Origin of the sequence: Thalassotalea insulae (genome assembly GCF_030161395.1) — a bacterium.
GTDB lineage: Bacteria > Pseudomonadota > Gammaproteobacteria > Enterobacterales > Alteromonadaceae > Thalassotalea_E > Thalassotalea_E insulae.
In genome coordinates this window covers 1170517-1189623 of the sequence record NZ_BSST01000001.1, presented here as the reverse complement: position 1 = coordinate 1189623, position 19107 = coordinate 1170517, and the positions used below count along the sequence as shown (strand labels likewise).

At 40.2% G+C, this 19107-nt stretch carries 13 protein-coding genes; 5 read left to right on the top strand and 8 right to left on the bottom strand.

Annotation, left to right across the window (positions count from 1 at the left end; translation table 11 throughout):
* Window positions 1-36: 36 nt before the first annotated feature.
* Window positions 37-906: an AraC family transcriptional regulator gene (locus tag QQK06_RS05515; RefSeq protein ID WP_284243656.1), complete on the bottom strand. Its 870-nt coding sequence runs from the start codon at window positions 904-906 to the stop codon at window positions 37-39.
* A 386-nt stretch (window positions 907-1292) separates the two neighbouring features.
* Between QQK06_RS05515 and QQK06_RS05510 the strand changes: the two genes are divergently transcribed.
* Window positions 1293-2564, top strand: a complete 1272-nt coding sequence (locus QQK06_RS05510) for a polysaccharide deacetylase family protein (RefSeq protein WP_284243655.1) — start codon at window positions 1293-1295, stop codon at window positions 2562-2564.
* Window positions 2565-2606: 42 nt separating this feature from the next.
* Here the strand turns inward: QQK06_RS05510 and QQK06_RS05505 are convergent, their stop codons facing one another.
* Both QQK06_RS05505 and QQK06_RS05500 read right to left on the bottom strand, forming a co-directional pair.
* Window positions 2607-3332, bottom strand: a complete 726-nt coding sequence (locus QQK06_RS05505; RefSeq protein ID WP_284243654.1) for a hypothetical protein — start codon at window positions 3330-3332, stop codon at window positions 2607-2609.
* 74 nt (window positions 3333-3406) lie between these two features.
* On the bottom strand, window positions 3407-4156 hold the full coding sequence (locus QQK06_RS05500; RefSeq protein WP_284243653.1) for a substrate-binding periplasmic protein: 750 nt from the start codon (window positions 4154-4156) through the stop codon (window positions 3407-3409).
* A gap of 160 nt (window positions 4157-4316) precedes the next feature.
* Between QQK06_RS05500 and QQK06_RS05495 the strand changes: the two genes are divergently transcribed.
* The 3 genes from QQK06_RS05495 to QQK06_RS05485 all read left to right on the top strand — a co-directional run bounded on the left by QQK06_RS05495 (window position 4317) and on the right by QQK06_RS05485 (window position 9157).
* Window positions 4317-4694, top strand: a complete 378-nt coding sequence (locus QQK06_RS05495; RefSeq protein WP_284243652.1) for a YacL family protein — start codon at window positions 4317-4319, stop codon at window positions 4692-4694.
* 93 nt (window positions 4695-4787) lie between these two features.
* The gene (locus QQK06_RS05490) at window positions 4788-6017 is read left to right on the top strand and encodes an efflux RND transporter periplasmic adaptor subunit (protein WP_284243651.1); all 1230 of its coding nucleotides are present in this window, start codon (window positions 4788-4790) and stop codon (window positions 6015-6017) included.
* Window positions 6017-9157, top strand: a complete 3141-nt coding sequence (locus QQK06_RS05485; protein ID WP_284243650.1) for an efflux RND transporter permease subunit — start codon at window positions 6017-6019, stop codon at window positions 9155-9157. The genes QQK06_RS05490 and QQK06_RS05485 overlap by 1 nt, the downstream gene beginning before the upstream one ends.
* Window positions 9158-9220: 63 nt before the next feature.
* On the opposite strand, the gene QQK06_RS05480 is transcribed toward QQK06_RS05485, so the two are convergent.
* Both QQK06_RS05480 and QQK06_RS05475 read right to left on the bottom strand, forming a co-directional pair.
* Entirely contained in the window at window positions 9221-9553 is a 333-nt protein-coding gene (locus tag QQK06_RS05480) for a hypothetical protein (RefSeq protein ID WP_284243649.1), read from the bottom strand.
* A 343-nt stretch (window positions 9554-9896) separates the two neighbouring features.
* Window positions 9897-10775 carry an HDOD domain-containing protein gene (locus tag QQK06_RS05475; protein ID WP_284243648.1) on the bottom strand — a complete coding sequence of 293 codons (879 nt, stop codon included), beginning with the start codon at window positions 10773-10775 and terminating at the stop codon, window positions 9897-9899.
* 124 nt (window positions 10776-10899) lie between these two features.
* Between QQK06_RS05475 and QQK06_RS05470 the strand changes: the two genes are divergently transcribed.
* Window positions 10900-11982 carry a WD40/YVTN/BNR-like repeat-containing protein gene (locus QQK06_RS05470; protein ID WP_284243647.1) on the top strand — a complete coding sequence of 361 codons (1083 nt, stop codon included), beginning with the start codon at window positions 10900-10902 and terminating at the stop codon, window positions 11980-11982.
* 82 nt (window positions 11983-12064) lie between these two features.
* Here the strand turns inward: QQK06_RS05470 and QQK06_RS05465 are convergent, their stop codons facing one another.
* From QQK06_RS05465 to QQK06_RS05455, 3 genes are all read right to left on the bottom strand, one after another.
* Window positions 12065-13189 carry an NF038122 family metalloprotease gene (locus tag QQK06_RS05465; RefSeq protein WP_284243646.1) on the bottom strand — a complete coding sequence of 375 codons (1125 nt, stop codon included), beginning with the start codon at window positions 13187-13189 and terminating at the stop codon, window positions 12065-12067.
* Between the two features lie 239 nt (window positions 13190-13428).
* Window positions 13429-16311, bottom strand: a complete 2883-nt coding sequence (locus QQK06_RS05460) for a M16 family metallopeptidase (protein ID WP_284243645.1) — start codon at window positions 16309-16311, stop codon at window positions 13429-13431.
* Between the two features lie 346 nt (window positions 16312-16657).
* Window positions 16658-19093, bottom strand: a complete 2436-nt coding sequence (locus QQK06_RS05455; protein WP_284243644.1) for a TonB-dependent receptor — start codon at window positions 19091-19093, stop codon at window positions 16658-16660.
* Window positions 19094-19107 lie beyond the last annotated feature (14 nt).

The following is a 19107-nucleotide window of genomic DNA, read 5'->3' as shown; positions in this document are numbered from 1 at the left end:
ACTAATATTTACTTTCATGTCTTTGTTATTAAATAATTAAATTGTGACAGGGTTCTTTATTTTATTGCGGTATTCTTTTGGTGTTGCGCCTTTAATCATGCGAAATCGTCGATTGAAGTTGGAAATGTTGTTAAATCCGCAGAGATCGCTAATGGTTGAAATTTGGGTGTCGCTATCAATAAGTAGTTTACAAGCTTTGCCAATACGTAGTTGATTAATAAATTGATTCAGCGTGTGTTCAGTACGTTGTTTAAAAAATCTATGTAAATGGTTGGTACTCATATAGACCAATGACGCTAGCTTCTCTGCGGTTAATGGCTCGGTATAGTGCTGATAAATATAGTTAATTACTTTGTCGAGTTTAGCGACAGCTGTGTCTTGCTGATATTGATTACTAAAGGAGTTGGACGATAACACTTTTGCCTGTTGATCGTTAACCATCAAATCGAATAACTCGATTAACAATAAGTAGCGTTTAAGTGGCTCGGCATGACACATCGCTTTGCATATGTTGAGTGATTCTCTTGTGGTCGCTTGACTAAATTCTATGCCGCGCTTTGAGCGCTCGAGTAAGTTTTTAAGGATACCTAGCTCAGGATTGTTGTAAACCAGATCGTCGAGCCATTTTGCTGGAATTTGTGCGACATAAACAATCAATTCATTATGTGGGGGAGTTGGTTTACAGTGCCAACTATGAGGTAGTTTGGGTCCCATTATTACTAAGTTTGGACCATTATAATAGCTAGTATGATCCCCGATATGTTTAGAACCAGCACTATTAAGCGTCAAGCAAATTTCATATTCAGGATGATAATGCCAGTTAAATTCAATTGTGGTTAAATTCACCTTGGCAAAACGCCATGAGCAATTATCGCTGGGAATACTTTTGCCACAAATAGCTTTCATTCAAGCTTCCTATCTTCCAATATATTTATTGATTTGTTGTAAAATTCGATAATTTCATTTTTCGTTTTATCGATATCGGTTGATGAAGACTATCAAGAGTATCACGTGTTGATGGCTTTGTGTACTGGGAGTATTTATGATAAATGTAACAAAAACATTGGTGTATAGCTCTTTTTATTGTCGAATTCATGATGGTTTTATGAATTTTTTGCTATTTGTAATATCAAATTTAAGTATTGTTATTTTTCTGATGTTAGAAATTTACGTAAATTTGCTAGATTTGTACCACTTAAAGTTTTTCACTGACTTAGGATGTTTATATTCTTGGTATTGACATTGTATCTGCCAAGAACTTTTAACACTCATGAAAAGGAAAGGGGATAACTATGAAATTAACAAATTTAGCTTGTGGTATTGCGTTAGCCTGTACGGCTTCATTGGCTACAGCGGCGGATAAAACTATCTATTTAACTTTTGATGATGGTCCTATGAATGCTACACCAGCGTTATTAGATACGTTAAAAACGGGTGGGATCAAAGCGACATTTTATATTAATGCTTGGCATTTAGATGGTATTGGCGATGAGAATGAAGATCAAGCATTGGCGGCATTACAACAAGCGTTGAATGATGGCCATGTTATTGGTAATCATAGTTATGATCATATGGTTCATAATTGTGTTGATGAATTTGGCCCTGATAGTGGCGCTGAATGTAATGCGACAGGTAACCATCAAATCCATTCATACGTAGACCCGGTATTTGATGCGTCTATGTTTAGTAAAAACCTTACGGTTATTTCACAATACATTCCAACAATTTCAAGTTACCCAAACTACAAAGCTGATCAATTGGCACGCTTGCCGTATACAAATGGCTGGCGTTCAAGCCAAGAGCTTAAGGCTGATGGCTTATGTGCAACATCTGATGATTTTAAACCTTGGGAACCTGGTTATGTTTGTGATCCACAAGATCCATCAAACAGTTCGTTAGCGGGGATAGAAGTGTCGAACATCTTGGCTGATCAAGATTATATTATTCATGGCTGGGATGTTGACTGGGCACCTGAAAATTGGGGGATTCCATTTCCTGCTAATAGTCTGACAGAAGCTGATCAAATGTTAACTTATGTTGATGCGGCGTTAAATGCTTGTGCGCCAGTGACGATTGATCCTGTTAACTCTAAAGCACAAAATTTTCCATGTGGTGACCGTTTACATGCAGACAAAGTGATTATTTTAACTCATGATTTTTTGTTTGAAGATGGTAAGCGTGGTCAAGGAGCTAGCAAAAATCTGCCAAAATTAGCTCGATTTATAACATTAGCAAAAGCAGCAGGTTATAGCTTTGATACCATGGATAACTATGCGCCGCAGTGGCAAGTAGGGGCTGCGTATGACGTAGACGATTACGTTACTTACAATGGGGTTATTTATAAAACAGAAAGTGCCCATACTGCACAGGCTGACTGGTTACCAAGTACTACACCATCATTATGGTTACGTAATATGCCATCTGTTGTTTGGCATGAAAATGTCTCTTATCAGGAAGGTGACTTAGTGAGTTATATGGGGAAAGAATACCAGGTGGTTTCAGCGCATGTTTCTCAGCCGTCATGGTCACCTAATGTAACTCCTGCACTTTATACCGAGTTATAACTAAACGATAGTTAGTGTAAATAGTAAGCAGCTCTTTGCTTACTATTTACCTAATTTCTTTAACACTTTTTTCATGTGAGCTTTAAAGCTTTTATCAAATTTAGACTGACCACAACTAAAGCTTTCAACCGAGGTCACTCCTTCAATACCTACAGTAGATAGATCTTTTTTGATAAAGCAAGTACCGTCATTTCCCTTGATGATTTTTAAATCACTGCTCATTTGGTAGGTTGCTTGCTCGTTTTTTTCTTCTTTACTCAATTGTGTTGTTGAATGTCGAATTGGTTCGGGCTGACCGTTCATAATCGAGGCTGATTTTTTTTGACTATATTCAAAACTTTGTTGCTCAATTGTTTTTTGATCCAGCTGTTGCCTTAAATGTTCTAGTTGCTGGATTGCGGAAAACTTTAGAGCTTTTTTTGATGCAGTTCTTGGAGGTGTCTCAGGTTGTTTTTTTGTCGCTGGAGCTTGCGTAATTGTACTTTTTTCAGTTTGTTCCGCCGGCGCTTCAGGCGCTTCTTTACTCGTTTGCTGTTTATCTGAGTCTATTATTTTTTGTGATTTTTTCTGTTGTTGCTGTTCTACTATGTCATCAGCTAAAGGGTCTGATGGTGGAGCAGGTTTAGGGGGAATGTATAAAAAACTGTTAATTGCTTTCGGTGTGATTTTTTTTTGCGTAGGTATCACTAAGTTATAACTCACTAAAAAAATTATTGCAGCATGAATTATCAAGGCAAAACTGATTGCTGAAAAACGTCCTTTTAACACAAAAACACTATATCTTTTATAAGCCTAAGGTGTTCAATAGACAGTAGAAATATTTAATTGTTCACTTGGGGAGTTTATTTTTCTCGCCATTTTTCATATATCTCATCAATTTTACCTGAGGTGATCAATAATTGTTGAATATCATTTAAGCGCTGGAGCTGGTCAACTAATTGAGATTTTTTTGATATGGCAAAATAAGAACCGACAGCTTTTTGAAAATGAAAACTGGCGGCTTTGAGTTGCTGTTTAGTATTATCTGGTGACAACCAAGGAGTAATAGACTCTTCTCGTTCAGGGAAGGTATCAATGCGACCTTTTAATAATAATTGTATTAATTGCTCATACGTTGTCACAGGCATTTTTATCAGCGCATTATCTTGATCGAAAGTATCAAAGTAGAGCGCGCCACGAATGGTGCCAATACGCAGTTTTTTTAGGTCGTTATAATTATTGATTGTTAATTGACTGTCTTGTAATAAATAGAAATTTAACGGGTAATATTGAATACTAAAAGGCTGTGCTAAAAACTGCATATACTTCGCTCGTTCTGGTGATTTTTGTATGCCTACAACAACATCTATCTGACCTTCTTTTACTAGTAATATGCAGCGAATAAATGGACAAGGAGTATAAATAAGTTCGGTATTTAGCCGTTGGGCGAATGACTTAATAATGTCGATATTGATGCCAACGAACTCATTGTTTACATAATTGACATAGGGCGGTTCGATATAAACACCGACTTTTATTGGTAAAAATGCATAACTTTTACTTGAATACATTAACAGAAAAATAACGATGAGGAATAGTCGTTTAAACGTCAAATGTCTTACCGAGTAAAAAGCCTTGGTAATAATTATAATGGAGATCGTTGCTTCGTGCGAAAGTTTACTGATTTTGCGTTCTTTCAGGCGTTTTTTCTTCTATACTTAGCCAATAGAGATAAAACAATAAGGCTTTTAGCTGTGCGGCTTTGGGGTGACTATGGAATATGAATTTATTCATGATGCGATAACAGGTAATGCAAAAGCACAATTTTCATTAGAACATCAAATCATAGGACCGTGGTTAGAGACAGAAATAGGCGATAATACTGAGAAGCTGACCGAACTGTTAACGGCACTTGAACAAGTTTCATCAGGAAAAACACAAGAACTGCTGATCACGGGGCGTGAATATTCTGTGATATTAAGTCAAGATGATATTCAAGTACAGGTGAATGCTCTGCTCAATGGTGAATGTCAGTTACCTGAAGAATTACAATCTGATGAATTACAATTCGATGCACTGGATAGCTCTGCCTGTGGTATTGAAGATTTTAGAAGCATACTTTTATCTTGGGCTAAGTTTACTAAAGGCTAAGTTTACAATTTTTAAACAAAATCGTATTGAAATATATTCTATTAGCGCAATAATACCCTTTCTATTTTTTATACCTGAAACTCTGAGAACACTATGGCTAATAAACAGTCGTCTGCTAAAGTTCAACCTCGTATGGTGCCGTTACGTTATGTACTTACTCCTATAGCAATAGTTTTTCTTGCTATTGTTATTTTAATGATTGTCAGTGCTGTTGCACCAAAGCCAGCAAAGAAACCAATTGAAATTAAAGCGCCATTAGTCGAAATTATGCCGCTAGTAAAAGAGGCGGTTACCTTCCATATTGAATCGCAAGGTTCAGTTAGTCCACGTACTGAAACCACGTTGATTTCACAAGTATCAGGCAATGTCGTTAACGTGTCAGATAAATTTAAAGTGGGTGGTTTTTTTAAACAAGGCGAAGTGCTGTTAGAAATTGATGATATAAATTATCAGGTGGCGTTAGTACAGGCTGAATCTCGGCTAGGGACCGCCCAAGCTAGTTTAGTAGAGGAGCAGGCCAGAGTCGAACAAGCAAAAGAAGAGTGGCTGTTATCAGGTAAGTCATTAGCAGATGCGCCATTAGTTGCACTGCGTCAACCACAATTGCAAAAAGCACAGGCGGAATTGAAAGCTGCTCAGGCTAACTTACAACAAGCTAAAGTTACACTTAACAGAACCAAAATTGTTGCGCCATATGATGCCATGTTAAGAGCTAAATACGTCGATATTGGTCAGTTTGTTTCAACTGGCAGTCAAATCGCTATGACCTTTGCAGTAGATTATGCTGAAGTGCGTTTGCCGGTTAAACAACGAGATATCTTGTTTTTAGACTTGCCAAAAATTAATCAGGAAAAATCATTTGGCTCAGCGGTGGAGTTAACGCTTGTTATTGGCAATGAGCAATTTCACTGGTCGTCAAAAATAAGCCGTTATGAAGGAGTTGTCGATAGTCAAAGCCGAGTGCATTATGTGGTCGCTCAAATCGATAACCCTTATGCACTGTTAGGAGCTACTAGGCAAAGCGAATTACGTATTGGTACCTTTGTAAATGCTAAAATTACCGGGCAAACTGTTGAAAATGTTATTGCTATTCCTCGTAGTGCAATCTCGGGTGCTAATACGATTTATTTACTCGATAGTGACAACAAACTGCATATCCAAACGATTGACGTTTTACGCTCAGATAGTGAGTACCTTTATACACAGGATGAGTTAAACCCAGACTATCAATTAGTGAAGACTAAATTAGAAACCCCCATTGACGGTATGACATTAAGAACATTGGCGTCTGAAAGTACGAACGTGCAAACAGGTGAATCCTAATGACAGTTCATAAAGAGCAGTTTACCGGCACTATTGCTTGGTTCGCCCGCAATAGTGTTGCAGCTAACTTGTTAATGATGTTTATTTTAGTGGCGGGGTTTATTTCTTATCAACACATTAATAAGAAAATGTTTCCGGATTTTAACCCTAATAGTATTCAGGTCATGGTGCCGCATTTAGGTGCGTCGCCAGAGGAAGTAGAAAAAAGCGTTATTCTGAAAGTGGAAGAAGCACTGGAAGATATTGAAGGCTTTAAACGTGTGACTTCTCGTGCCGAGGAAGGGGTCGGTATCGTGACTATTGAGTTGCAATCTGGTTATTCGCTGGCAGAAAAATTAGACGAAGTGCAGATGCAGATTGATACGATCACTACCTTTCCTGAACAAACGGAAAAACCAATCGTCACTAAGCAGGAATTTAAAGGCCAGGTGATGTGGTTGTCGATGAGTGGTTCGATGTCGCGCAGAGCAAGACAGAACTTAGCACAGGATATACGTGATGAGATCATGTTACTACCGAGCGTTAATAGTGCCGAGGTAGTTGGTAAGCGTGATTATGAAATCAGCATTGAAGTGTCAGAAAACAAGCTGCAACAATTTGGTTTAACCTTTGATGCGGTGACGCGGGCTGTGCGTAGTTCATCGCTTGATATGCCAGGTGGTACTATTAAAACACATGGCGGTGACATTCAGTTGAGAACTCAGGGTCAAGCTTACACTGGGAAAGAATATAGTAAGCTGGTATTGAGAACTGGGAAAGATGGTACTCGCATCGTGTTATCTGATGTTGCGAATATCAAAGATGGTTTTGTTGAAAGTGAAGATTTTGCCACCTTTGATGGAGAAAGCACCACCAGTATTATGGTGCAATCAACCGGTGAGCAAAATGATCTGGCGATAGCGGCGGAAGTGAAGGCTTATGTTGCCAAGAAAAGTACTCAATTACCTGAAGGTGCAAAATTAGCGGTTTGGGGCGATTCTTCATTTTATCTATCGGAACGTCTAGATATGATGCTCAGTAACCTATTGATGGGGGCGGCACTGGTGTTTTTGGTGTTAACGCTATTTTTGCGGATCCGTATCGCGTTTTGGGTAATGTTAGGTATTCCGATCAGCTTTCTCGGTGCCTTGTTAATGATGCCGCTATTAGGTGACTGGTCAGTATCAATCAACCTGTTAAGTTTGTTTGCCTTTATTATGGTGCTCGGTATCGTTGTGGATGATGCAATTGTCATTGGTGAAAGTGCCTACTCGGAAATTCAGCGTTATGGTCATTCCAGTGATAATGTCATTCGCGGCACTATGCGAGTGGCAATGCCGGCCACTTTTGGCGTACTAACTACTATCGCGGCATTTGCTCCATTATTGATGATAGATGCCACCTTTTCGGCGTTCTTTCGCGCTATTGCTTTAGTGGTAACCTTTTGTCTGATCTTCTCCTTAATTGAATCAAAGTGGATCTTACCCGCGCATTTAGCGCATATGAAATACGTACCGTTAACTGATGAAACCGCGAATCGCTTAGAACGATTTCAAATGCGTTTTAAGGAAAAGCTAGAGTACTTTATTCACTATGTTTATCAGCCTAGATTAAGACAGGCATTGGCAATGCGTTACAACACGATGGCATTATTTATCGCTGGGTTGCTTCTAACGCTCTCATTGATCACTGGTGCGTTTGTTAAAGTAGAAGTGTTTCCTAATGTGCCGAGTGATTTTATTCAGGGCAATGTGACTATGATTGATGGTACTGCTCCTCGTGAACGTAATAAGGCGATTGATAAAATTGTCGCGGCGGCGCATAAGGTTGCAGAAGAAAATAAAATTGATGGTGTCAGTTTTATTAAACATACCATGGTGTTTACTCAAGGGAATACTCAGGCGACATTCTTACTGGAATTGGTTAAATCTGAAGACCGGGATTTAGATGCCTATGAAATCGAAAAACTGTGGCGGGATGAAATTGGGGAAATTGCCGGCACCAAAGAATTACGTTTTTTTGCTGGTACTAATGCCGGCGGTGGTGCTGCAATTGAGTTCCAATTAACTGGAAAGAACGATCTAGAACTGGAAGCCGCAGCTCATGACATTCAGGAACAGTTAAAAACCTACGACGGAGTTTTTGATATTCGTAATTCTTTTAGCCGTGGTAGTCAGGAGATCAAGTTAAGCATTCGTCCTGAAGCTGAAACGTTAGGACTCACCTTGTCAGATCTAGCCAAACAAGTGCGTCAGGCGTTTTATGGTGATGAAGCACAGCGTATTCAGCGAGGCCGTGATGAGTTAAAAGTGATGGTGCGCTATCCGAAAGAGGATAGGTTGTCGATATCAGATCTGGAAGATATGTGGATCAGAACACCTAGCGGTGAGCAAGTGCCATTTTATCAGGTGGCTGATATTGCCATAGGGCAAGGGTTTTCCTCGATCACTCGCATTAATCAAAAACGTTCGATCACCATTTCAGCGGATATTGATAGTGAAAAAGTAGAATCACGTAAAGTGATCAGTGAAATGAATGACACCAGCATTCCTGAGATTTTGTCGAACTACCCAAGCGTACAATATGGCGTTGAAGGAGCCAGTAAAGAGCAGCAAGATTTTCTTCGTCAGCTCGGCATTGCTGCTATTGGCGCATTGTTTTTGATCTACGGTCTGATTGCTATTCCAACAAAGTCTTATACCCAGCCGTTAGTGATCATGTCTGTGATCCCTTTTGGCATCATAGGCGCGATATTTGGCCACTGGTTACTAGGTAAAACCATTAATATGATGTCAATTTATGGTTTTATTGCCTTAACCGGCGTGGTTGTGAATGATTCCTTGATCATGGTGGATTTTATTAATAAGGCGAAAGATTCAGGGATGAGGATGATAGATGTGGTTTGTCAGGCGGGTACGCAACGTTTTCGAGCGATATTGTTGACCTCGTTAACGACCTTTTTTGGCATCTTCCCATTGTATTTTGAGCACAGCCTACAGGCGCAATTTATCATACCTATGGCTATTTCGTTGGGGTTTGGTATTGTTTTTGCGACAGTGATCACCTTATTCTTGATCCCTGCGTTATATCTGATTAAAGAAGATATACGTAATTTGTTTAGCAAACAACGAGAAGAAAAAGTTCAGCCAGTGGAAAGTTAACAGTCTTCGTTATTTTTAAGCAAAAGCGCCAGCATCATGCTGGCGCTTTTTTGCTATTAATCGTCAGTTGTTGTTAAAGGTGACAGTTACCGGAATGCGCATCGTGTCACGTTTAATATATTTTAACGCGTGTTCGGGGGTTAACTGATAAAAGCCACCGGCCGTTTGATAGTGTTTAATCGACTGTTTGATCAACGCACTAGCCGATTGAGCGTTAGCACAATGCATGGAAGAAATAACCTGATATTCACCGGGTAAATTAATTTTATGAGAAAGCTCTTGAGCAATTAATTCAGGATGTTTTTCACTTGCACCAACTCTAACTACATCTGTAATAAAGCTGTGTTGTAGGATATAGATAAACTGTGGGTTGGTATTAGTTAAACTGATGTCCATATCAAATCGCTTTATAATTATTCGTGACTGTTTTAAATTCTATCATATTGATGAAACTAAGGCGTATTGCTCTTTGTAGTATAAGCCTTGTTAAATTCCAAAGCTTACTGAACGCGGCGCCGTCTTAGAGGCACAGTGGCCTGCGTTAAAAGTTTTTATCGCTCATTTATCTAGAATAACTACACCGCAAAAATATATGCTAAAGCTCAACATGCCTTAGCTTTAATGTAAGCAAAAGCTTAATTATATTCGCGAGTATTGCTAGGTTAACGGGATTCTAGCTGTTAAAAATACATAGTGCAGCTTATTTTTTGTCATTAGCGCTGAATGTGTGAGTAAACCGCTAAATTTGCTGCTCTGCACTATCTTCGAGTAAGTCCTGATAATCTTCATCCGCCATATCTAATATTGCCAGTACTGAATCGCTGATATAAGGCCAGTCTGCTGCATCACGAAAATACTTATGCCGATGGACGATGTTTTCTGCCATTTTTAGAATAGCAAAGTAAAAGCGCTGGCTTTGATTGCTTGATGTGCTGAGAAACTCTCGGTCGTGATGGCACAAAATTAGCTGGCAAATGTCTTTCGGTAGTCGCCAGGAAGACGCAACGTAATAGCCTAAAGTGGCGTGGTTAACCTGATAAACACTTTCTTCAATGGCCGTTAGCGTTTCTGATGGTGTTTTTAAAGCGTGCTCATAGGTTTGGCTATAATCTGCATATTTTGATGCCATGACAGGAATTCCACAATCATGAAATAATCCTAACGTGAATAATCTGTCTTTAGAGACGTTTTGTGTTAATGAATTACCGATCAGTACGCTGGTATTGGCGATGTTATTGGCATTATGCCAAAATTCTTCCAAGGTGATGCTTGAATCACTTTGCTGAAAACTTTTTCTTAATAAACAATTGGTTACTAATAGTAAAATACCTTCGCTGCCAATATATCTTGCTGCCATATGAATGTCAGATATTGAGCGTGACAGACCATAAATAGGAGAATTAACGGTTTTTAATACTGTTGCCGAAATGGCGACGTCTTGTGAAATAACCTGTGCTAGCTCATTGATATCAGGTTCTTTATTCGCCATTAGTTGCTGCAGTTTTATTAATAAGCTGGGCTGAGGAGGAATAGCAAAGCCTCGGGCAATATCTGCAATTACTTTATCATCAACCTGTAGCATCTTTTTATCTAATACCGTGGTATAAAATTTAAGCAAATTACTATCGCTTAAAATCAATTGATTTACAATAATTTTAGCGCCTTTTCATTTTATTACTTGTACTTTGTTTTGATCTATACAATAGTGATTTCTTATCAATTTAACCAATAAGGACAAAATTTTGCTTAAGAAAATAAGTGCTTATCTAAAAGTTTTAATAAGTTACAGCTGTGGATTATTATCTCTGCTGTTACTTGCTATCCAAGTCAATGCGACGACTATGGCACAATTGCCCTCTTGGCAGCATCAGCAAATGGAAGGTGTGCCGTCATTGCGCGGTTCAGCGATTATTAACGATTCATTATGGGTAACAGGCTCCAATAACAGCGTTTTTGTCAGTCAGGATGGCGGTCACAGCTGGCATAATAAATCGGTGCCGCATTCGATTGTTACCGATTTTAGAGATATTGAATTGTTTGATAAAAACACTGCGATTGTCATGGGGGTTGGTAATGGAAAGCAATCGATGCTTTTTAAAACGACTGATGGTGGTGATAACTGGCAGTTACTTTATCAAAATACCGCTGAGCAAGGTTTTTTTGATTCTATCGCCTTTTGGGATAAATCTACTGGTTTACTGATGGGAGACCCGGTGGATGGCTATTATGTTGTCAAGAAAACTGAGGATGGAGGTAAAACCTGGCGTCGTATCGCGAGAAACAAATTACCAAAATTGTTAGAAAAAGAAGCCGCATTTGCCGCCAGTGGTAATACCTTAATTGTCGGAAAAAATGGACAAGCCTGGTTAACAACTGGTGGCTTTTTAGCATCGGTTTATCAAAGTAACGATTATGGAGAGACATGGCAGCGCTCTACGGTACCGTTACTAGATACCACTCAAACCGCGGGGGGGTATGGTTTAGGGCTTAATCATCAGCAACAGCCATTTGTCGTTGGTGGTGATTATCAGCAGCGTCCGTCTAGATACGCGAATATGGCAACCTTTGTGGATGGTCAGTGGCAAAAAGTTAATACAGGAGACCGAGGATTAAGAACCGCGTTTAGTTGCCAGGGGGTTATTTGTATCACTACCGGAAAGACCAATAATGATATTTCTTATAACGGCGGTAAAAGCTGGCAAATGTTAAAACATACAACGACAACCGAAGATAAAGGGTTTTATACGCTAGCGTCCGATAATTTTAGGTTTTTATTTGCAGGGGCTAATGGTCAGGTCGCAATTCTAGATTTTCGTTCTAAATAGTAACAAATAGAGTAAGTGAAAATATAAAAAAACGCTGAGTAACTAGGTAACTCAGCGTTTTTTATTATTTGCAATATGCTATTTACTTGGCGATGTTTAATTTTTTGCGACGTGACGTCATTAAACCTGCAGTAGCTAAACCAAATAAAGCGATTGTTGTTGGTTCAGGTACTTGCGTAACTGAGGCTAAATCCCAACCCATGGCATCAAAAGCAATTTCGTCCAACATGGAGATCTGGCCAAACTCACCAAATGCGAACGTTGGATCCATGATGCCGATACCTAAATTGTCTTTGAAGTGACTTGCTTGACGACCGTCACCACCATGTACGCCGGTTGAAAATGGGGCTAATGCTGTAGCGCCACCGTCAACGGAAAAATAGCTATCGGCACCTGGGCGCCAATCCAATACTCCAGCGCCCGCTAATACGCTTTCTTCCGAATAGCGGAATAAATCTAGTGTATTGGCAACGACATAATTGTCCAAATCTAAATCACCAAAATCTTCACCTGAATTATAAATAAAATCGTATGTATCAACACCACTGGTAAAACCTAAGGCATGACCGATTTCGTGAATTGCCACCCCAACAAAGTCCATTTTATCGTTATCGATACCGTTTTCCCGATCAAAATCAAAGGCAAAGGCCGAGCTAAATTGGACAATGGCATCGATTGCTTCAAAGTCCGAACCAGTTGCGTCTGTTGATAAGCCTAAGGCTTTTGCATTGGCTTGCGTCACAGCAATAGCGATGTTATCTATGGTGCCGTCTTCATCTAAACCTGGTGTCGCACCACCGATACCATCTGCTTCAGAGTCTAAAAAGCTACGGGCACAAACACCGGCACCTTGATCTTCACATGTTAATGTATTGGCGTTTAGTGCATCTGCAACGGACGTTGCATCATTAATCATAGCTAAAGCAACATCTTGATAATAATATAGGCTACGGTTTGAACGTGTTGAGCCAATGACGTTTTCTTCAAGCTCAGCAAAACTGATATTTAAATTAACGGTAATATCATCGGAAAATAAGTTTTCCCAAAAGCTCGCTGCTTGCTGAAAACCCGCTAATGCTTGTTGACCTTGATCACCTGTAAACTCTGAGGCATCGTAGTCTAGTGCGATAGTGGTAGCGTTGGCTGATGGCAGTAGTACTGTTGCTGCTAAAATTGCGCCTGCAACTAATGAATATTTTCTCTTCATACTTGATCCCTATTGTTATTATTACTTAAAGGTATTGTTGTTTTTATGTTAATGGTATGTTGCAATAAATAGACCTATTTTATAACCATTTGAATTATAAGTTTTTATTTTTCAGAGGGCTTCTTTGTTGTTAATGTATTGTAAAAAAAGTTGACAGTAAAAATGGAGTGCTGCGGGGTTGAAATAACAGTGACAGTAGCAGGTATATCAGAGGGTATACCTGCTATAAAGGTTGGATGCTAAATTTTGTTTCCGTTACGATCTAGTATTATTGGTTCGCCAAGTCCTAATGCTTTGATGCGAGGCAACTGAGTGTTCGCATCACCTACGACTAAATAAACCATCTTGTCGGGATTAATGTATTTAGCTATGGTTGCCTGTGCCTGAGCTAATGTCAGTTGTTCAAGTTGCTGTTGCTGTTGCTCAACATAATTGTTCGCTAGGTTATAGCTGCTAATGTTTTGTAGTACTCCCAATAAGCTACCGGTAGTTTCAAATGCCCGGCTATTTGATTTTCGTAGCACAGATTTAGTATTTGTTAACGCTTGCTGGTCAAAGTCTTTGCCGTAGTTAGTTAATATCTCTCTAAAGGTTTGTAGTGACTCTAGCGTGACATTCGAACGTACGCTGGAACGAGCACTAAATACGCCACCAGAATTTTCTCTGCTAAAACCAGAATACGCACCATAGGTGTAGCCTTTTTGTAAGCGTAAAATTTGGAATAGCTGTCCTGAAAAGCTGCCGCCTAAATTATGGTTAACGGCAACGGCAGGGTAGTAATCTTTGGCATTGGCAACCATGGCTGGATTTCCGATGCGAATAAATGACTGCTTTGCGCCTGGAACATCAACAAAATAGACCTGTGCTTTTTCTACCTGAGGCAATTGAGAGGCTGCTGGTAAGGTCACGCTTGATTTCGGTAGTTCTTGTTTTAATTGCGTTACGCTGGCTAGTACTTGATCTTCACTAATATCACCGGCGACATGCACGGTGGTGAGATTAGCGACGATATTTTGTTGATAATAAGCTTTGACATCGGTTAAAGATATATTATCAACATCATTGATATTACCAGTAACAGGTGACCCTAGCTTAGTGTTATCACCATACATTAACTTCGCGTAGACCTTTTGTGCAATATTGCCTGGGTTGGCATTGGCTTGCTGAATTGATGCTTTACTTTCTTGCTTGATTCGTTGCCATTCAGACTCATCCCAGCGAGGTTGCAATAATATCTCTTGGGCAAGTGCCATCGCTTGAGAATAGTTTTTCGCAAGGGTACTGCCGGATAAAGTAATAAATTCATCGTTGGCGGTAAAATTAAGTGTTGCGCCAATAGCGCCTAACGCTTCTTCCAGTTGTTGTGGCGTTTTGTCTTTTGTACCTTCCATCATGATGGAGGTCAGCAAATTAGCGACGCCATTTTTATTGGCAGGATCGAGTAAATGACCCCCTTGAACCCGGATGGAAAATGACACTAAAGGCAGTTCAGTATGCTCAATCGATAACACAGATAAACCATTATCAAATTGAGTTGCTTTAACCTCGGGTAGCGAGATCGGATTTAACGTTCCGGTTTTAGGCATTACTGAACGATCGAAAGAAGATGGGGCTTGCGCGATTGGTGCTAATTTTTGCTGCTCTGATTGAGCGGCCATTTGTTGTTCAGCTCCTTGAACTATTTTTTCTTCGACGACATCTGCTTTTTTGGCACCGGTTAATGCCAGTTTCTGCTTACCTTTAGGGACAAAACTGGTGGCAATATAATTTTTGTTAAAGATATACTGTTTAAAGACGCGCATGATATCGTCACGAGTGACGGCGCGATAGTGTTCTATTTCCTTTGTTACTAGTGCCGGATCGCCAGCAAACTCGTTATGTTGTGCGATAGTCGACGCTTTATTAAACACGCTGGTGAGCTGGTTGTAAAATGCTGTTTCGCGTTTCGTAAGTAAGCGCTTTAATTGCTGTTCACTAAACCCTTGTGTTGCAAACTCCTGCAACGCATTATCAATACTGACCTTAACTTTATCTAATGGGGTATCGTTAAAGGCACGCACCGTTAAAGTGAACCTGCCAGCCAGTTCAGCACTACTATTATTGGCGTTAACCGCTGGCGCTATTTTGTCTTTCTCGACTAGGTGTTTATATAAAACACTGTCTTTACCTTCGGTTAACAGTTCAGCTAAAATATCGAGGGCATAGGCATCTGCTTGATATTGCTCAACGGTGGGGAAGGTTAGCGTTAATTCCGGTAGAGTGGCAAAGTTATCTTCATGGTATAAAGAAACGCTTTCTTTAATACTGACAGGCATAGGTGGCAATGGCGTAACATCCCCTCTAGGTTGCAGCTCGCCAAAGTACTTCTCTATCCAGGTTTTAGCCTGCGCTGATTCAAAGTCACCTGCCAGTACTAAGGTCGCATTATTAACGCCATACCATTGTTGATAAAACTCGCGTACGTCTTTAAGGGTCGCATTTTGTAAATCTTCCAGGCTGCCAATGACATCCCAGCTATACGGATGACCTTCGGGATAAAGTGCTTTAAGGGTGACGTATTCGGTATGACCATAGGGTCTGTTATCCACGCCCTGGCGTTTTTCGTTTTTAACGACTTGCTTTTCGTTTTCTAATCCTTGCTGGGTGACGGTATTAATAAAGTAGCCCATACGGTCTGATTCCATCCATAGCACTTGCTCTAAACCATCGTTGGGAACCACTTCATAGTATATAGTGCCATCTTGCCAGGTACCGCCATTCAATACGCCGCCCATGTTGCCGATGTGCTTGATAAAGTTTCCGGCGCCAACATGCTCTGAATCCTGAAATAGCATGTGTTCAAAAAAGTGAGCGAAACCAGTACGACCAGGTTTTTCTCGGTTAGAGCCAACATGGTATTGAATCGCTAAGGCAACGACAGGGTCTGATTTGTCCTGATGCAATACTACTTCCAGACCATTCGCTAAAGTATATTTTTCTAATGCTAAGGTTGGCGTAGATGACTGAGTAGTTGTGGCAGGTAATTGCTGTGGTTGTGCTGTAATGCTTGATTCATTGCTAACACAGCCATTAATCGCAATGGTCAATGCGCCCAGTGCAAATAGTTTTGGTATTGATTTCATAGAAGACCCATTTGTATTTTGCTTGTTATTGTCGTTATTAATAGTTGTTAAATAGATGTTAATTGACTGTAGGCTAGCTGATAAGGTTTATCAACATTTAAGCCATATACCGGAGAGATATTTTGTAAAAAATAATAAACAGCCGCTACGTTTGCTGTGTTCAGAAAGTGAGTGACAATGAAAGCAGCGTAAAATCAGTTGTGCCAGCAATAAGCTTAAGCTGCAATGGTTAAAAAGGTAGCTGAGAGTCAATCGCCGTAAACAGAGAAAGTAGGAGTTGCCAAACCAGCAGTATAGTTAGTGCTGCCTAAAGCTGGTTTGACAACCGTTGATATAGCTTTATTTGTTAGAAACTACCACGAATACCGACAGCGATATTACGTCCCGGCAATGGGGCTATATTTTTCAGATAAGATGAGTGTACTCGGGCATCTTCATCGGTAATGTTGGCTAATTTAACAAACAAGGCGGTGTCAGCACCAAAACCATCAAGAAAATAGTTGATGTTAGCATCAACCATAGTGTAACCATCAGTCTTTGTTTCAAATGCTGCAATATCGTGTTGGTTAAAATAATGGCTAACCGAGAGCTCACTATTAACCTTCTCCCCTTGATAGTTCAACTGGGCGCCTAATCTCATTGGTGGAATACGAGGTAGGTTGCCGCCGTTATCAAGTTTTGCTCGGATATAATCGCTAAAGACGGTAAGTTTTAACGGCTTAGTAACTTGATAGACAAATTCAGCTTCAACTCCGTAGAGTTTTACATCATCTTGGCGGTAGGCAAATATCGGTAGGGCATCTTCTTCATGTTCATCGTCAGCACCAATAGCTTCATCATCATGTTCATGACCCGTTTCAATCGTAAAACCGGTATCTTGCTGATAATAATAGTCACTGACATGGTTATAAAAAGTACTGATAATAAAACCAAAATCACCTTCAAATTTACGCCAGGTAAGATCTATATTGTAGGAACTTTCTAAATCTACGTTTTGTGTACCTATGTCGGTATGTATGTCATCGCTTTGCTGATGGAGTTGATAAAGCGCGCCTACTTCAAAGGTGTTAGTGCCAATATGAGGACCATTGGAAAATAACTCTGATGCCGAAGGGGCTCGCTGCGAAAAGGCTAAAGACATGCCAAGGTTGTAGCCGGGTTGATAATCCCAAACTAAACCAAGAGAAGCACTGATCGGATTAAAGCTTTGCTCATTTAACGAGAGGCTTTCGTGATCGTCATGTTCTTCTTCATCGTGCTCTTCGTCGTGATGATGGCTATCCATAGTGCTATTCGGGGTGAGTGTAACGTGCTCAACCCGAGCACCCATTTGTAATAACCAATTGTTACTGAGGTGTTTTTCTTCTAACCAGCCGAGCGCAAAGGAAGTGGTTTCCGATGGTGGTGTAAAGGCTTCCTCTCCTTGCGCCTGAAAATCACTATTTTTAAAGTGTAAGGTCCAAGCTCCGCTCCAGCCTTGCCATTCCTGATGATAAAGATCGAAACGTGCTTCAGAGGCTTCATTTTTGAAGGTAGTACCCACTTCACCGTTTTCAATTTCCTGATGCTGGTAATCGGTATAAGCAAACTTGGTAGCGATGCGACTTAAAAACTTATCTTCAAAGTTTAAGTCGCTGATCATTTGAATACGATTTTGTGTCAGATCTGCGTAAACTTTTTCTTGGTGTGCTTCTGATTCTTCAACTTTTTGGTCGTGCTCTTCATCATGGTGTGCATGGCCCGGAATACCATATTCGCGATCTAGGCGGCCATAAGAAAAACCGATATAACCATTCTCCAGTAAATAACTTGCGCCAACAGTGAAACCGGATGAGTTAGATGCACTGTTGGCTAGTGTGCCTTTTTCTTGCTCACGATGATGGTCTTCTTGATGCTCGTCGTGCGCTTCGTCTTCTTCTAGGTTGGCAAATCCAGGAATATCATAATCATTAGATTCACGCCAAAAGCCATCTAAATGCATAGCATATTGACCTTGACCAGTATTAACGGCAAAAGATGCTTCATTTTCATCGGAAACACTATGATGTTGTGCTAAATATTCTAAGGTGGTATCAATGCTAGTTGGTACGCGATTATCTACCACGTTTACCACACCACCAATGGCACCACTGCCATAAAATAAAGTAGCTGGGCCGCGTAACACTTCAATTTGAGTTGCGGTACTGGTTTCACTGGAGACCGCATGATCGCCACCCACACGCGAAGCATCACCCACATCTAAGCCATTTTGGCTGATCAATACCCTAGGGCCGTCTAAGCCACGAATAATCGGGCTGCTGGATACAGGTCCATAGTAAGTTGAATGGACACCTACTTCATTTTTTAATGTTTCACCCAAGGTTGATGCTTGTTTCATTCGTAGCTCATCAGCTGACAGGACATTGACTGGTTGTGCTGATTCGATTGTTGATGAATGTAGTGGGGTAGCGTGAACATCAATAATTTCCATGACCGAAGGCGTTAACTGTATCTGTAAGTTGCTGACATCTTGTTCGGTAATGGTGATTTTTTGGTTAAAGTGATTGAACTTGCTTGCACTAACATGAAGCTCAGCAACCCCTTTATTGACGTTACTGATAACAAAATAGCCATCGTTATTGGTAAAGACGTGTGTTTTTTCTTTATCAATATGAACTTCGGCATTGGCGACTGGTTTGCCATTAGCATCTGTTACTTGACCAGAAATATCCTGTGCCCAACAGCTGGCACTACTATAGGAAGAAGTGATCGCCAAGGCGATCATTACTTTGTTAAATTGCATGGATTAACCCTTAA